This window comes from Phormidium sp. CCY1219, assembly GCF_055795085.1.
The window spans coordinates 1-15393 of the sequence record NZ_JAYFEQ010000605.1; the positions used below are offsets into that span (position 1 = coordinate 1).

Annotated in this window: 12 protein-coding genes; 4 read left to right on the top strand and 8 right to left on the bottom strand. The window is 50.7% G+C overall.

What is annotated here, in order from left to right:
• Positions 1–479: 479 nt before the first annotated feature.
• The gene (locus AC0QH1_RS17045; protein WP_324632429.1) at positions 480–911 is read left to right on the top strand and encodes a hypothetical protein; all 432 of its coding nucleotides are present in this window, start codon (positions 480–482) and stop codon (positions 909–911) included.
• Positions 912–993: 82 nt separating this feature from the next.
• Here AC0QH1_RS17045 and AC0QH1_RS17050 read toward each other — a convergent pair whose 3' ends face one another.
• The 6 genes from AC0QH1_RS17050 to dnaK all read right to left on the bottom strand — a co-directional run bounded on the left by AC0QH1_RS17050 (position 994) and on the right by dnaK (position 10750).
• On the bottom strand, positions 994–3093 hold the full coding sequence (locus AC0QH1_RS17050) for a response regulator (protein ID WP_324632430.1): 2100 nt from the start codon (positions 3091–3093) through the stop codon (positions 994–996).
• A gap of 346 nt (positions 3094–3439) precedes the next feature.
• Positions 3440–6268, bottom strand: a complete 2829-nt coding sequence (locus AC0QH1_RS17055) for a sensor histidine kinase (protein WP_324632431.1) — start codon at positions 6266–6268, stop codon at positions 3440–3442.
• Positions 6269–6637: 369 nt separating this feature from the next.
• Positions 6638–7636, bottom strand: a complete 999-nt coding sequence (locus tag AC0QH1_RS17060; RefSeq protein WP_324632432.1) for a J domain-containing protein — start codon at positions 7634–7636, stop codon at positions 6638–6640.
• 192 nt (positions 7637–7828) lie between these two features.
• On the bottom strand, positions 7829–7990 hold the full coding sequence (locus AC0QH1_RS17065) for a hypothetical protein (RefSeq protein ID WP_324632433.1): 162 nt from the start codon (positions 7988–7990) through the stop codon (positions 7829–7831).
• Between the two features lie 308 nt (positions 7991–8298).
• Positions 8299–8625, bottom strand: coding sequence for a hypothetical protein (locus AC0QH1_RS17070; protein ID WP_324632435.1), 327 nt, complete (start codon positions 8623–8625; stop codon positions 8299–8301).
• 52 nt (positions 8626–8677) lie between these two features.
• A complete protein-coding gene (dnaK, locus tag AC0QH1_RS17075) occupies positions 8678–10750 on the bottom strand; it encodes a molecular chaperone DnaK (RefSeq protein WP_324632436.1) in 2073 nt (690 codons plus the stop codon).
• A gap of 742 nt (positions 10751–11492) precedes the next feature.
• On the opposite strand from dnaK, the gene AC0QH1_RS17080 reads away from it, so the two are divergent.
• The 3 genes from AC0QH1_RS17080 (at position 11493) to AC0QH1_RS17090 (ending at position 14582) form a co-directional block, all read left to right on the top strand.
• Entirely contained in the window at positions 11493–12197 is a 705-nt protein-coding gene (locus AC0QH1_RS17080) for a class I SAM-dependent methyltransferase (RefSeq protein WP_324632438.1), read from the top strand.
• A 124-nt stretch (positions 12198–12321) separates the two neighbouring features.
• A complete protein-coding gene (locus AC0QH1_RS17085; RefSeq protein ID WP_324632439.1) occupies positions 12322–13080 on the top strand; it encodes a VanW family protein in 759 nt (252 codons plus the stop codon).
• A 200-nt stretch (positions 13081–13280) separates the two neighbouring features.
• Positions 13281–14582 carry a DNA cytosine methyltransferase gene (locus AC0QH1_RS17090; protein WP_324632440.1) on the top strand — a complete coding sequence of 434 codons (1302 nt, stop codon included), beginning with the start codon at positions 13281–13283 and terminating at the stop codon, positions 14580–14582.
• A gap of 62 nt (positions 14583–14644) precedes the next feature.
• On the opposite strand, the gene AC0QH1_RS17095 is transcribed toward AC0QH1_RS17090, so the two are convergent.
• Both AC0QH1_RS17095 and AC0QH1_RS17100 read right to left on the bottom strand, forming a co-directional pair.
• Positions 14645–15007, bottom strand: coding sequence for a response regulator transcription factor (locus AC0QH1_RS17095; RefSeq protein WP_324632443.1), 363 nt, complete (start codon positions 15005–15007; stop codon positions 14645–14647).
• Between the two features lie 112 nt (positions 15008–15119).
• A complete protein-coding gene (locus tag AC0QH1_RS17100; protein ID WP_324632444.1) occupies positions 15120–15251 on the bottom strand; it encodes a hypothetical protein in 132 nt (43 codons plus the stop codon).
• Between the last annotated feature and the right edge of the window lie 142 nt (positions 15252–15393).

Here is a 15393-nt window from a genome sequence, read left to right on the forward strand (position 1 = left end):
ACCCAGATCTCAAAGGTCTGGGCGCAGAAGCCCGCGCCGTACCGCCTAAGCGGTCGGCGTCGGGAGTACGTCACAGCATTACACGGAAGTCAAAACCGTAACCGTGAAACTCTAAATTATTGGCAAAAATTTTATTTCCCCGGTTTATTTCTAATGAACCGGGGGTTTTCAATGCAAAAAAATAATTTGTCATTTCACAGGACTCCGATCCATTTTTATCTTTCGGACAAATTGGATGTTTTCTAAACTTTGCCCTTCACCCTCCTCTGAGTAAATTTTCTTTCAAGGGAAATACTCTCGACGATTTCCGCACCTGTCACCGGGAGTCGGAACCGGAAAGACAAAAGTGGCAAAAACTGTTTCCTCGGCGGGTTTGAGACAGCATAACCCGTCTTATTGCGCTTTCTTCAGAGGCGAGGTGGGAGTCAGGTCGTCTGGTTACGGCTAACAACGTCGCGGATACTCAGGAATTATCTTGGATGGGAAGTCCAAGCGATGACAATGGGTTTGTCCGCTTGGATGAAATTACCCTAGAAAACGGCGAAACTACAACAGCTCTACGTACCCACCCAAAATGGGTTTCCAATGGAAGGATAAAAGGTTGGCATCCTTGGGTCGAACTGCCTCAAAATGTAAAGTTTGAAGCTGATGTTGGTTTCGTCGAGGGAGCTAAAAATACCGATGGCGTTACCTTTCAAGTGTGGGAACACCATAAAGAAGGAGGAAGCACAGTTTGGAATAAGATTGTCGATCTCCACAAAGATTACACGGGTAATTTGGAACATATGGAAGCAGATCTCTCCCACCTTGCAGGACAAGAAGTGGGGATAGAGTTACGGGTTGATGCGGGCGAGTCATCTGGTGAAGATTGGGCCGCTTGGACGAACGTGCAGATTGTGCCCAGGGGCTAAACCGCGCTGATGTGGGGAATGTAGGTTCTGTTGATGTGGAATAATTGAGCAGAGGAAAAGAAGGTTGCCAGGAAAAAGGAGGTTAAAGCAGACAGACCTCAGCCACCAGTTGGCAGATTTCCGCAAACAATTGCTCGAAATTCGATCCCTGCTTGTGTAAAATAGCTTCCACACAACCGCGCAGGCGCAATTCATCTTCTACGGTAATATCTTTTGCCGTCATCACCACAATGGGAATGGCACGCCACTGGGGATGGTTTTTCAATGCGGCCACAAATGCAAAGCCATCCATTTCCGGCATCATTAAATCGAGTAAAATCAACTGCGGGGGATGCTTGGCCATCTGTTCCAATCCGCGCCGACCATTTTCCGCTTCGGAAATCTGCCATCCTTGGGGTTCGAGAAAGCGTCGCATGATGTCGCGGGTGGCCGGATCGTCTTCCACAATTAGGAGCGATCGCCCTTTTACCGACAGACCCTTGGGTTCGGAGCAAGTGCCCTCGTATTTTTCTAAAATGGCCAGTAACCGAGCGCGATCGATGGGTTTGGTCATGTAATCCGAGGCGCCGAGAGCCATGCCCATATTTTTATCATCGAGCATGGTCAGCATAATCACCGGGATATGAGCCAGTTGCGGATCGCTTTTCAGAGCACAGAGGACCGACCATCCATCTTGATGGGGCATCATCACATCCAGGGTAATCGCATCGGGCTGTAACTCTTGGGCTAACTGCAATCCTTCCTGACCTGTGGAGGCGATCGCCACGCGAAAACCTTCTCGACTTAAAAAGCGCTGCATCAGTTCGCGCACCGTGGAGTCGTCATCGATCGCCAACACCAGTTTTGCATTTTCCGGGAGTTCGGCGGGTAGGGGTACCGAGGTGGGTTCCACCTCCGACTCCACCTGTTCGATTGTGGAAGCGGGCAGTACCATTGTAAAGGTAGAACCTTTGTTCAGAATGCTGGTGGCCAGAATATCCCCGCCCATCATTTGGGAAAACTTTTTCGCGATCGCCAGTCCCAGACCGGTGCCGCCATACTTGCGCGTGGTAGAAGCATCCGCTTGGGTAAATGCCTGAAATAGCTGATTTACCTGTTCTGGTGACATGCCAATCCCGCTATCGGTGAGGGTAAAGCAAACCCATTCTACCGAGGGGTTATTGGCCAGAACGGGCAGGAGACTAAAGCGGTTTTTCTCCAGACCCAATTCTTCCAGGGTGCCGCGACTCACATCTAGGCTAATTTTACCCTGGTGGGTAAATTTCGCTGCATTGGAGAGTAAATTAAATAAATTTTGTCGCACCTTAGTCAAATCCGCTCGCATCCACCCCAATTCTGGGGCACAGTGAAGTTCGAAAGTATTGTTATTTTTCGCGATTAAAGGGTCGATGGTACTGACTACTTCCGCGATCGCCTCAGATAGGTCGAATGCTTCCACATACAGTTCCATCTTCCCTGCTTCGATTTTGGATAAATCGAGGATATCGTTAATAATCCCAAGCAGATGTTTTCCGGCGTGGTGAATTTTGTGCAAGTCCGGGAGAAAGTCTTCTTGACCCAAGTCTTGTGCGTCTTCTTGCAGCATTTCGCTATAACCGAGAATGGCGTTGAGGGGAGTTCGCAATTCGTGGCTCATATTCGCCAGAAATTGACTTTTCGCTCGGTTAGCGGCGATCGCCGCATCTTTTTGTCGTTCGATGGTCTGGTTGGCGATCGCGAACAATCTTGACTGCGCCACGAGCAGCACTTGCAAATCCAATAAACCTTGCCGATCCTCGCCAAACTCCACCACAATTGGCTCGTAAACTGCTTTTTCGGATCGACTCAGGGCTAATTCTACCGCATCGTGAATTTTGTAACTGGCACTCAGGTAAAGGGTTTTCACTTCCACGCCAAACTTGCGCTCGCGCTGTTGCATCGTATTCGAGAGCACCGCAATCGGTCGTTTGAGGAAAATTTCGAGTCCATAGGGCCGACTCAACCACTCGAAAAAACGCGCGCGGGAAATCATGCCCACAACCGATCCGCGATCGCGAATCATCACGCCGGGTAAGTGGGAGTGCTGCTCGAATTTTTCGGCGACTAACTTACCCAGGGTGGCGGCGCTGACTTCAAAGTAATGGCAAGGTAAATCTGCCAAAGTAGAATTCAGGGTTAGTCGGCGAGAGGGCGGGTAAAGCACGATGGCTATCCTCCAGTGCGTACAAGTCGCGCTCGATCGCGAGCGCCTAGAAGGCGTCTGTCAGAGAAGCGGGATAAGAGGCGCTCGTCTCGTGGGTAAGAAGGGAGACGATAGGGCGTTCGAGAAAGGCGTTTGATTTAACTTCAATTTTCTCCAATACACTACTCTATCCGCAAGAAGAGATAGTTAAATTGTAACTGAATCCGACCCACTTCCGGGTTCCAATTGATTTAATTGTCGTAGTAAAAGGCACCGTGAAATCATCGAAGCGCAAGAATTCGTTGATGCAGATAGGGCGAGAAAACAAGGGGGCGATCGCATCGCAGTTTGTCTCAATTTTTTGCATCTAAACCGAGAGGTCGATCGCCTCGCAGGGCATTCGCACGGTGAAGGTAGACCCGACACCCGGTTCGCTTTCGACCAAAATTTCACCCCCCATCATCTTGCAAAATTGATGACTGATAGCCAATCCCAAGCCCGTTCCCCCGTATTTGCGGGTAGTTGAAGCATCCGCTTGGGTAAAAGCGTGAAAAATGTGCTGCATCTGTTCCGAGGTCATGCCGATTCCGGTATCCTTCACTTGGAAATCAATCCAAGGAACGGCAGAATTATTCCCAGAAGCTGTTTTCCTGCGGATGTCTACGGTAATGCAGCCATTTTCGGTAAATTTGGCGGCGTTGCTCAACAGGTTCAACAAAATTTGTCTCACTTTTTTGGCGTCGGCATACATGTAATGAGAACTGGCGAAATTGTTCACAGTCAAAGTATTGTGATTTTTGTCAGCTAAGGGTTGAATCGTAGATATCGCCGACTCCACTAAGGCGGAAATGGAGAATTTTTCTAGATACAAATCCATTTTGCCCGCTTCAATTTTTGAAATATCCAGGATATCGTCAATCAAACTTAAAAGATGTTTTCCCGCCCGTTCGATTTTACTCAAGTCAGGAATAAATTCGCTACAGTTCAAATCTTCCGCTTCTTCTTTGAGAAATTCGCTATACCCAATAATGGCGTTTAAAGGGGTTCGCAGTTCGTGACTCATATTTGCCAAAAACATGCTTTTCGCTTGACTGGCTGCTTCCGCCGCCTCTTTCGCCTGCTGTAACTCGGATTCTGCCCGCTTGCGATCGCTGATATCCCGAACGATAATAATAATTTGGCTATCTAGCAGGGGTAACAAGCGCGCTTCAAAACTTTTTTCTTCTCTCTCAAAACCGATTGAATATTCGATGCGAACCAAACTTTTTGTTTCCTGAACTTCCGCGATTGCCCTGGCAAATTTTTCCCCAACTAATTCCGGCAAAACCTCCGGCAGTTGGCGGCCCATAAAATCACTTGGTGCCACGTACAAATCTAATTCTTGTCCCGCATGGTAATCGAGAATTCTGCCGTAAATATCTACTCGAAAATACAGGTCTGGCAGAGCTTGAAAAATGGTTTGTAATTCGCAAGTAGTATGATAGAGTTTTTGTTCGTATTGCTTGCGCTCGGTGATATCGCGAGTAATCGTTACCAAGCAGGGAACTCCATCCAGGTCGATGGGTTCGGCGGACAGGAGTCCGATACGGATGTCCCCCGACTTAGTGCGAAATTGGCCTTCCACATCGCGAACCACCCCATGTTCTTTTAATTGTTGCAACAAGCGATCGCGGCGGTCGAAATCCACCCAGATATTCAGTTCGTCAGTAGTTTTTCCCAGGGTTTCTTCCAACTCAAAGCCGGTCATTTCCAAAAAGCGATCGTTCACCTCCACATAGCGACCGTCAGAAACCCGAGTAATGGCGATCGCATCCGGGGTCGAGCGAAACGCCTTAGAAAACTTTTGTTCCGAGACGCGCAATGCTTCCTGAGCTTGACGTTTTTCCGTAATATCCGTTTGCGACCCAGCCAAACGATAGGGCTTGCCATCCAGGTCGCGCACTGCCATAGCGCGAACCAGAACCCACCGATAAGAGCCAGAAGAGTGCAACATGCGATATTCCGATTGCAGATGAGAGCTTTCGGCGCGCAGGTGCGAGTGAATTTCCGCCTCCACTCGTTCCAAGTCATCGGGATGAATCCGGCTGAACCACTCATCCGGATGAGGTGCGATCGCCTCTTCCTCACATCCGACCATTGCCAGCCATCGCGGCGAAAAATAGATTTCTCCCGTGTTTAAATTCCAATCCCACAATCCATCATTAGCCCCAGCCACCGCGATCGCGTAGCGCTCCCGACTTTCGCGCAGCGCCCCAGTCGCCTCTTCCACCGCCTTTTCCAACCGACGGGGTTCGCGCACCAGGATAAACGCGCACAGACCAAAAGAGCCACTCAACAATACCCCCAACGGATATAACCACCACACTGGCGCATAAGAAGGCCATCCCCCCACCGGTAGCCCCGCCAACTGCCAGTATCCGTTAGGCAAAGACACATCCAGCATCACCGGGTTGCGCTGGAACAGGCTGGCATCCCCAGCAAACACCTCCCCGGATGCCCCCAACCCATCCTTGCCTCGCAGGGCATATTCCAGGCGAAGGGTCTCCCCCTCCTTCGGGGAGAGGATAGAAAATTCCTTCGTCAGCGTTGCCCCCCCTTCCCCCACCAAGGTCAATCCGGCGTCCTCAAACAGGGTTTTCGGGTCGATAAGAATCGCCACCAATCCCCAGTAGGTATTGCCATCCCTGGTTCGATCCTCGCTCAAAAATATTGGCGTCCGACTGATTAAAGCAATGCCCCCTTGCACCAAATTTACCGGACCAGCTACCACGGTTTTTTGGGTTCGCAAGAGTCGCTTAACCCCTTCTTGGGAGGAGGGGTTTTCTAAAAGGTTGATACCGATAGCCTCTTCGTTGCCTTCTACCGGGTACAGATGGGAAATCACATTTTTTCTGGCAAGCTGGATGTTGATAATCCCACTTTGCTGGGAGACCATCACGCGAGCAAGGCTAACGAACTGCGGTTGGTCGAGATCTGGGTTGGTAGACACATAGGCCACCATCCCTCGGGTGATAAACAGTCGCGAGTTTAAAGCGGCTTCTAGTCTAGCGCGAATGGTGGTGAGTTCTTGCAGGACGTCGGTGCGAATTTCTTGGCGGTAGCGCTCTTTTTCCGAGTTAGCCAGCGCCCACACTCCTGCGAAAACCAAGCTTGCCGCACAGAGGGCTGCTATGTATGGTGACAGTCGCGATCGCATGATGGTATCATTCCTATCGAATCGCCCGAAAGCTGGTTGTACTCTGATTCACTCCGTGGACTCCACTCAATTCCACCCCCACAGCGACCGACGAAAAAAATAAAGAGTCCCTATCGGTCTGGGTTCGGCAGGTTGACAGAAATAGGGCTGTCATTCCCAGCCAGAACGGTATTTTATCGACTTTCAACGTTTCACTTGACCTATTCTAAAACCACTCGCACGCCTCATACCACGAAACTGCAAAAAAGTCAAGCCCTTTTCCCCGCCAATTTTACCCAGCATTGCAGCTTCCTCTCGGGAGACTCGGATTGCCACCTCTGCCCCCCCCTACAGGAAGTATTCCGGGGGAGTAGAGATTCCCCGAGACGCTTAGGCAAGCAAATTCTGACGCGGCTTAAACGTTTCGAGCTGACGCAGCTTTTCATACAGTTCTCGTTCCGCCTCGGAGATATCTTGCGGCACCGCAATTAAAATCTCCACCAGTTGGTCGCCGCGCTTGCCATTGCCCGTAGGATAGCCTTTGTTGGCCAGACGCAGGCGTTTTCCCTGTCCCACTCCTGCCGGCAAGGTCATTTTAACCAACCCATCTAGGGTGGGCACTTCTACCGCCCCGCCCAACACCGCCTCGCTGGGTGTCACGGGAAGCTGACAGTAAATATCTGCCCCCTGAAGGTGAAAAAATTCGTGGGAAGCCACGGTAATTTTCAGGAACAAATCCCCACCAGAAATGCCTTGGGACCGCAGGCGAATCCGCTGCCCCGTCACCATACCCGGGGGCATATTCACTTCCAGCGATCGCCCATCTTCCAGACGAATCCTTTCCCGTCCCCCGGTATAAGCTTTTTCCAACGGTAAGGTCAGCCTCGCTTCTACATCCCTGGGTGCGGGACGCGAGGGTACCGTATAGGCGGTTTTGCTCGTCCCGGGGCGAAAGTAATCCTGCTCTTTGGTGGCGGTGGTGGTTCCCACCCCCACCCCCGCCGCCCGACGCTCTCGCTCTCTGCGTCCGAGCAGTTCGTCTACAAAGCTATCAAAGTTGGCATATTGGGAAAAATTCCCCTGCCCGTTGGCACTACTGCTGACTCCCGATCGCCCATTCCACGGTTGCCTGCGCCCGCCGCTGCGCCCCCGAAATCCTTTCTTGCCCAAAAATCGACTAAATTCGTCGTATTGCGCCCGTTTGTTCGGATCCGAAAGCACTTCATACGCCTCCCCGAGATCCTTAAATTTTTCCTCGGCTACTTTATTTCCCGGATTGAGATCCGGATGATACTGCCGCGCCAGTCGCCGATAGGCTTTCTTAATTGCGTCAGTGGAGGCATCTCTTGCTACTCCGAGGATTTCGTAATAGTTCCGCCAGTTCTGCATATTCGCGCTTTTAAACTTTAAAATTGGGATGCTTACAAATTTAACTCAACCACCGAGGATTCCGCGATCGCGCTCGACTCTTTATTTAAGGAGGAATGGGCGCAATTGGGTTAACCCTCGACCCTCCCCTTTTTGATGTTCTCAGAATACCCTTCTTGCGCCAAAATTGTCGGCTTGTGTTCCCTTTGCTCCCTAACCGCCACCGATTTTCCCGATTGGGGGTAGGGAAAATGTCTCCCCGGCGATCGGCCTGTGGTTTCTCCTTCTGTGCCATTCTCCACCGCTGGTTCTTCCTATTTTTCCCCAATCCGGCCCGATCGCGGCGAACCGACCGATCGCCCTGGATGTCCCCATCGTGGCGATCTCCATTGGGTTCGCCCTTGCCGATGGCAAACCCCCAAATCATGCAGATTTTAGCCTCACCCTTGGCGATCGCTCCCGGTAAAAAATGACGCTCAGATTTCCCCGCTACCATCGCTTTAAGCTCTCTTACTATCACTTTTTATCTCGAATTGATATAATTTTCAATCGCCATAAATCGATTATTTTCGGTTATTAGTGCTTACCTTAATTTCAGCATTTTAGGCCAAAAAGCGTGCTTTTTTCGATAATTCATTCCAAGCGTTTTCTAGCTACCCTATTGCATCAGTTTTCTCCTCCACTTAACTGAAACCATCGATTTTTTTCAGTATAAAGTGCTGATTGTTGGGGAAAAAACGGAGAATCGAACTGGCAAAAATGGGGGGAGATTCACACAGATTCGTCTCATAAAGAGAATCCTCGGGAGTCGAAATGACGGGTACCACAGAGGCGAGCGCGCTTTTCTCGGGAAACAGGCCCCCGTCTGGGGTAGCTTCGCGGGGGTTGCCAAAAGAACGCCCTGGAGGTGGTGGGTGGCGATCGCCGCCATATCCCCAGCGATCGCGCCTGCCGAAAGGGTGGCCCTGTAGGGGCGAAAAGCAGCGCTCGCCTTCCCGATGAACTGACAACTAGGCTTTCACCCGCGATCGCCCATCCATTCCCCTAGGGGGCCTGTTTATTCTACAGCCAATCCTCATCATCATCATCCCAATCTTCATCCTGGTAAGGGTTATTGTACCGACTGTTGCCATATACGGAAGAGCGCCCCCGACGGCGGGATCCCATGCCATCCCGGGGCGGATATGGCTCTCGGGGCTGTCGGTAGGGATTGGCGAAGAAATCATCCTCGGGGAAAGGTTCGCGCTCTCGTTCCGGGCGTTCTTCAGTAAACGCACGCCGGATCGATCCGAAGAAATCATCTTCTTCATCCTCCTCTTGCACCCGCTGATAAACCTCGCGGTTGAGTTCGTACATGGCATCTTGCAGGTCTGAATGAGCCAAATCAATCCCCCGTTCGTCGTTGCGCTCTAAACTCTCGCGCAGATCGCGCACGGCGCTTTCAATCCGCCCGCGATGGGGAGCCACAAATTGGATCCCATAATCCAACGTTGCCTCTCTCAGCTGTCTTTCGGCTTGATACGCCAACGCCTCGACGCGGTTGCGTTTCTCCACTCGTTCCCGGCGTTCGCGATCGACCTGGGCGTATTCTTCAGCTTCCTCGAGCATCTGATACACTTCAGATTCGCTGAGGGTAGATGCCCCTTGAATGACAATGCTTTGCTCGCGCCCGGTCATTTTATCCAATGCCGTCACCTGCAAAATGCCGTTGGCATCAATATCAAAGGATACCTGAATTTGCGGCACTCCACGCGGTGCGGGAGGAATGCCGGTGAGTTTAAACCGTCCCAGGGATTTATTATCGGCTGCCATTTCCCGTTCTCCCTGCAGCACGTGAATTTCCACCAGGGTTTGATTGTTTTCAGAGGTGGAAAAAATATCCGATCGCCGCACCGGAATCGTGGTATTGCGATCGATCAGTTTCTTCATCACTCCGCCGATGGTTTCGAGACCCAGGGAAAGGGGCGTCACGTCCAACAACAGCACGTCTCTGATTTCTCCGGCAAGAATCCCCGCTTGAATGGCTGCACCCACCGCAACCACTTCATCGGGATTGACGTTCTCATTCGGTTCGCGATCGATTAAACTGCGGACTAGATCCTTCACGAGCGGAATCCGGGTCGAACCCCCCACTAACACCACTTCATCAATTTGCATCGGGGTCAAACCGGCATCGGATAGCGCCCGTTTCACCGGGATGCGAATCCGTCTGACTAAATCCCCACATAATGCCTCGAACTGCGCCCGGGTTAACCGCGTTTCCAAATGTTTCGGTCCGGTTTCGGTGGCGGTGATGAAGGGAAGATTAATATCGGTGACTTGCACCCCAGACAGTTCGATTTTGGCTTTCTCTGCAGCTTCGAGCAGTCTTTGCAAGCTTTGTCGATCGCGTCTTAAATCCACTCCCTCGGCTTCCAAAAATTGCTCGGCTAGCCAGTCTACAATTTTTTTGTCGAAGTCATTCCCTCCTAACTGGGTATCCCCGGCAGTGGCTTTCACTTCAAAGACCCCATCCCCGACTTCTAAGATCGACACGTCAAAGGTGCCTCCCCCTAAGTCGAAGACTAATATGGTCTTATAATCCAACTGGTCGAATCCATAGGCTAATGACGCCGCTGTGGGTTCGTTGATAATCCGCTTGACGTCTAGTCCGGCAATTCTTCCCGCGTCGCGGGTGGCTTGTCTTTGGGAATCGTTAAAATATGCCGGTACGGTAATCACTGCCCCGGTGACGGGTTCTCCCAAATACCGACTGGCTTCTTCGGCGAGTTTCCGCAGTACCATCCCGGATACTTCTTCGGGAGCAAATTGTTTTTTCAAGCGCGGACACTTGATTTTTATGTTGCCCTGTTCGTCTTTGCGAATCGTGTAGGGCACTCGCTTGGATCCGGGAGACAGCTCGGCGTATTTTCGCCCCGTGAACCGTTTGACTCCATAAAAGGTATTCTGAGGATTGAGCACGGCTTGCCGTCGCGCCATTTGTCCGACGAGCAATTCGCCTTCTTTGCTAAAGCCAACCACGGAAGGGGTGGTTCGCATTCCTTCTGCATTGGCAATCACCACCGGCTTGCCTCCCTCCATGACTGCAACCACTGAGTTTGTTGTCCCCAGGTCAATGCCGACTACTTTGCCCATGCTTTTGTCTCCACCTCTCGTGTGCTTGCAATTGCCATTCTGTTTTTGTTTTTTTTCGGATTCCTATCCATTAAAAAATAGGCTAACAAGTGATGGTCGCTAATACTAGCACCGCTCTAACACCAAACGATCGCTTCGCTCCCGTTCGATGAGTGACTTGCTGTCTCTATTCTATCTCGCTCAAGTCGTGCGAGGCTTTGACTTGATGGTGGCTTCAACCCCCAACCCCGGCTTTACTCTTCTGTGCCCAACAATGGCGCGCAATCCCTAACCGACTTTTCGCCAATCGCCAACCGGCAACCTCGGGGACAGTTTAGGCGTTCTTCGTTTGTCTCATTCTCTGCATTGGTCACAAAATCCAGACAATTGGATGCCTCTGCGATCGCCTCCTACCTCAATCCCCTGCCTCTACCCTGGCCAAAACAACGCGATCGCATTTTGGGCTGGCTTTCCACCCGGTTTGCACCCTTACTCCCAGATTCACCTCCGCCAACGATTTAACCCGCTGCCCTGTGCGTGGCTACAAGTTCCCCGGGGCAATTCCCCCTCGACTTGCCAAACTCACCCCACGCTTCTGTTTCTCTTGTATATAATACAAACAACTCTTTCTCAGCATCGGCCAATCGCCCACCCCATCTCCTAATCCCTCGATTTGCGGTGTCGGCTGTTTCCTCGGCGATGCAAGCCCCCAAACTCTCGGGCAGGGTATCGACGCAAAATTCTCTGGCAAACATACGCTCTGATGGTCAAACATTTTCCGCCCGATGAAGCGGAAGTTATCCAGTATTATCAGGCGATCGCTCCTGATTACGACCGCTCTCGCTTTCACAATACATACGGCAGCTATATCGACGCTCGAGAACGCCAACTTTTAACCGCCTGGCTCGCTCCCTATCGCGGTAAATCCGTTCTCGACCTCGCCTGTGGTACGGGCCGATTTCTTAATTTCGCTACCGTTGGATTAGATGCAAGCGATCGCATGGTGCAACTGGCTCGTTCTCAATATCCCGACCTCACCCTGATGGTCGCTTCGGCTTCTCAAATCCCCCTCGAATCCCACTCTTTTGATGCGGTGTTTTCTTTGCATTTTTTCATGCATTTAACTCCCGCTAAACTCGCCAGCGTTATTGCAGAATGTTACCGCATTTTGCGTCCGCATGGCACTCTAATTTTCGATATCCCTTCCTCATTCCGTCGCCGGATCGTTTCCTATCAATCCCACCCTTGGCACGGTGCTACTTCTTTTTCGCTCGGCAATATTCAAGCGTTATGTCACGAGGGCAAATGGCACTGGGAACAACTCGCCGGGGTGGCTTTATTCCCCATTCATCGCATTCCACCTTCCGCTCGCCTATTCTGCCGCCCGGTGGATTCTTTGTTGTGTGACACTGGCCTAAAATTCTTGGCTTCTTATTATTTGATTCAATTAATCAAGCGAGATGGCTAACTTCATTTTATCGGTAGCGTCTCCTCCCCTATCGTTTTTTTGCCTGTCTGGTACTTTCCTCTCAGCACAACATGTAATTGACTTGATTTTTTAACGTTAACTCCATCCGGAAAGAGAAGTGTTGATGATTTTATCTCACCCAATGAAAAAGGTTCTCCCCCCTTCGCTCAAGCTGACCCTGAAGCTCTGGCACCAAGGATTGCGCGATCTGCAAGCGGGCAACTTCCGCAAATTCCCTCGAAACTCTCGGCTAAGCGCCGCAGAAATATCGCGTTTTCCAACACGAATAACTCTGTCTCAATCGATTAAAAATACCCGGTACTCTGAAAATAAAAAACATAATTTGGCAACGGCGATCGCCTGCATCGAAAACCGCCCAATTTATCCCGGGGAACTGTTCTCGTTTTGGCATTGGGTCGGAAAACCCAATCGCCACAATGGCTATCGCGAAGGACGGGCGATCGTTAATGACCAACTCCAATCCACTATCGGCGGCGGATTATGTCAGCTCTCGGGCTTGATATATTTTTTAATCCTCAAGGCTGGCATCACTCCACAAGAACGACATCCCCATTCTCAAGATATCTATACTGAAGAAACCCGTTTCGCGCCCTTGGGTTCCGATGCCACAGTGGTGTACGGTTACAAAGATTTACGTTTCCCAAATACTTTGTCCACGCCGATTTGTTTCCGGTTTAATTTATTGGAAACTGAAATTGTTGCCTCTCTATGTTCGGTTAAAGAAATAGAGGAAATGGAAGTAAAGTTTAAGGTAAGCCCCGAGGATAAAGGGATAAAAAAAGTAGAAACTTTGCGATTGTCTTCGAGTGAAAATCGTTTTGAATTGGTTGCCTCTACCCTTTATCCTACCCGGAATGGCTAAACTTGACCCTGTAGCCGCAAGAGGTAAGAAAATCCGGAAATTGTTGAAGGGATTGGAAAAAATTACCGCAGGGCGATCGCCGCTTTTCCTTGGATAGAATGAAAGGAAGGAAATTTTTATGGTAAAAATGAAGCGCGCTGGTTTAAAATACCCATGACCCACTCGGGGATACCAGAAAAACAAGACGCCTGCACAGCTTTATGAATAACAACGCCAGACCCATTGCTGTGGATTTGTTTGCCGGCGCGGGGGGCATGACGCTCGGTTTCGAGCAAGCGGGTTTTGACGTACTCGCCGCCGTGGAAGTCGATCCGGTTCACTGCGCCATTCACTGTTATAATTTTCCGTTGTGGAAGGTGTTTTGTAAAAGTGTAGAAGAGATGACTGGGGGTGAAATTAGAGATAAATCGAGTATCGGCGATCGCGCTATTGATGTGGTGTTCGGCGGCCCTCCCTGTCAGGGATTTTCTACCATCGGCAAACGCGCCGAAGATGACCCGCGCAACTCGTTAGTTTTTCACTTTATCCGCCTGGTTGGCGAACTCCAACCGAAGTTTTTTGTCATGGAAAATGTCCGGGGGATGACCCTGGGAAAACATCAGGAATTCTTAGGGGAAATTATTGACAAATTTCAGTATTATGGTTATACTGTAACTTTGCCTTACAAAATTTTAAATGCGGCTCATTATGGGGTGCCGCAAAACCGAGAGCGATTGTTTTTGATTGGCGGTCGGCAGGAGTTGCTTCAAACAGAAGAATTGAAGTATCCCCCCCCGGTCACCCAACCGCCCCGGGGTTCCTCAAATTTGCCCGCTACCCCAACGGTGTGGGAGGCGATCGCGGATTTGCCGGCGGTGGAGAATTATAGCGAATTGCGCGATCGCGATTGGATCGAACGGGCCACCCCAGAAGGTTGTGCAACCCCAGTCAGCCCCTACGCCCGTCAAATGAGGGGCGAGACCCCCCTTGACAGAGACTACGCCTATCCTCGCCAATATAATCATACGGTGCTGACAGGGTGCGCGCGAACCAACCATAGCCCAGGGGCGATGGAGCGCTTCGCCAAAACGCTACCGGGCAAAACCGAGCCGGTGAGTCGCTTCCACAAGCTCGATCCCCAGGGCATCTGCAACACCCTGAGAGCCGGAACTCCCAGCAATCGCGGGGCCTTTACCTCGCCTCGTCCGATTCATCCGATCGCGGCACGCTGTATCACGATTCGCGAGGCCGCAAGGCTCCACTCTTACCCAGATTGGTTTCGGTTTCACGCCACCAAATGGCACGGTTTCCGCCAAATTGGCAATTCGGTGCCGCCATTACTGGCAGCATCGGTGGCGGCGCAGATTATGGAGCGCTTGGGGGACAAACCGCTTAAACCCACCCTGACGATCGAACTGGCTAATCCAGAATTGCTCGGTTTGAATATGTCAGCTGCATCCAAGCACTTTGGTGTAGATCCCCACACGATCGCGCCGCGCACCCGGGGAAGAAAACAGAATTAAGGATTAACCATTAAGAAGATATTTTTCTCAAGTTTAAATTCTTAATTCTAACGGCTTGACCCTTATCGCAGCAGTTGTTTGATGGTTTGAATTAATTCTGCGGGTCTAAAGGGTTTGGTAATGTAAGCATCAGCCCCTTGTTTCATGCCCCAGTAGCGATCGAATTCTTGACTTTTACTGGTACACATGACCACGGGGATATTTTGGGCTTTCGGATCGTTTTTTAGCCACCGACAAAGTTCGTAGCCGTTCATGCGGGGCATCACGATATCGGTAACGACTAAATCGGGGGATCCCGATTGGATTTGCGCTTTTGCTTCTACCCCATCAGCCGCCTCAAGCACTTGCAGTCCATTTTTCTTCAGGATGTCCGATACCATTTCTCGCACTGTGGCGCTGTCGTCCACAATTAAAATTTTACTCATCGCTCTCTCCCGGGGTTCTGATTAGAAAGGGTCACTCAATAATGGATGGTTTCTCTATTGTCAATACCCGCGCCTAGTGGCTGAGGGAATTATGAAGAGTTTAAGATAAAATTTAACCATTCTTTAATGTTGGGGGCGCGATCGCCCTGGGGGAAAGTCGGTCGCGATCGCCTGCGGTCTTTTCTCCGTCAGGAAAAGCGCGACAGCTAACGGGTGAGCGTCTTTGGGATAATGGTTGATTCATCAGAAATTAGGGTTGGTAAGGGGGAGAACGGAAACCCTCGTCATTTATGCGTAGGGAGGAGTTCCCCCCCCTTACACAGACAACAGTTTGACAAAACATCACTGCTAGAAACTGTAGGTATAACCGTCCTTCCGATGTACGC

Bases quoted from the DNA above. Each gene is read 5' to 3' on its own strand.
- AC0QH1_RS17100 (WP_324632444.1), bottom strand. From the start codon at position 15,251: ATGAATCAACCATTATCCCAAAGACGCTCACCCGTTAGCTGTCGCGCT.
- AC0QH1_RS17065 (WP_324632433.1), bottom strand. From the start codon at position 7,990: ATGGGGACATCCAGGGCGATCGGTCGGTTCGCCGCGATCGGGCCGGAT.
- AC0QH1_RS17060 (WP_324632432.1), bottom strand. From the start codon at position 7,636: ATGCAGAACTGGCGGAACTATTACGAAATCCTCGGAGTAGCAAGAGAT.
- AC0QH1_RS17085 (WP_324632439.1), top strand. From the start codon at position 12,322: ATGATTTTATCTCACCCAATGAAAAAGGTTCTCCCCCCTTCGCTCAAG.
- AC0QH1_RS17045 (WP_324632429.1), top strand. From the start codon at position 480: ATGGGAAGTCCAAGCGATGACAATGGGTTTGTCCGCTTGGATGAAATT.
- dnaK (WP_324632436.1), bottom strand. From the start codon at position 10,750: ATGGGCAAAGTAGTCGGCATTGACCTGGGGACAACAAACTCAGTGGTT.
- AC0QH1_RS17095 (WP_324632443.1), bottom strand. From the start codon at position 15,007: ATGAGTAAAATTTTAATTGTGGACGACAGCGCCACAGTGCGAGAAATG.
- AC0QH1_RS17090 (WP_324632440.1), top strand. From the start codon at position 13,281: ATGAATAACAACGCCAGACCCATTGCTGTGGATTTGTTTGCCGGCGCG.
- AC0QH1_RS17055 (WP_324632431.1), bottom strand. From the start codon at position 6,268: ATGCGATCGCGACTGTCACCATACATAGCAGCCCTCTGTGCGGCAAGC.
- AC0QH1_RS17080 (WP_324632438.1), top strand. From the start codon at position 11,493: ATGGTCAAACATTTTCCGCCCGATGAAGCGGAAGTTATCCAGTATTAT.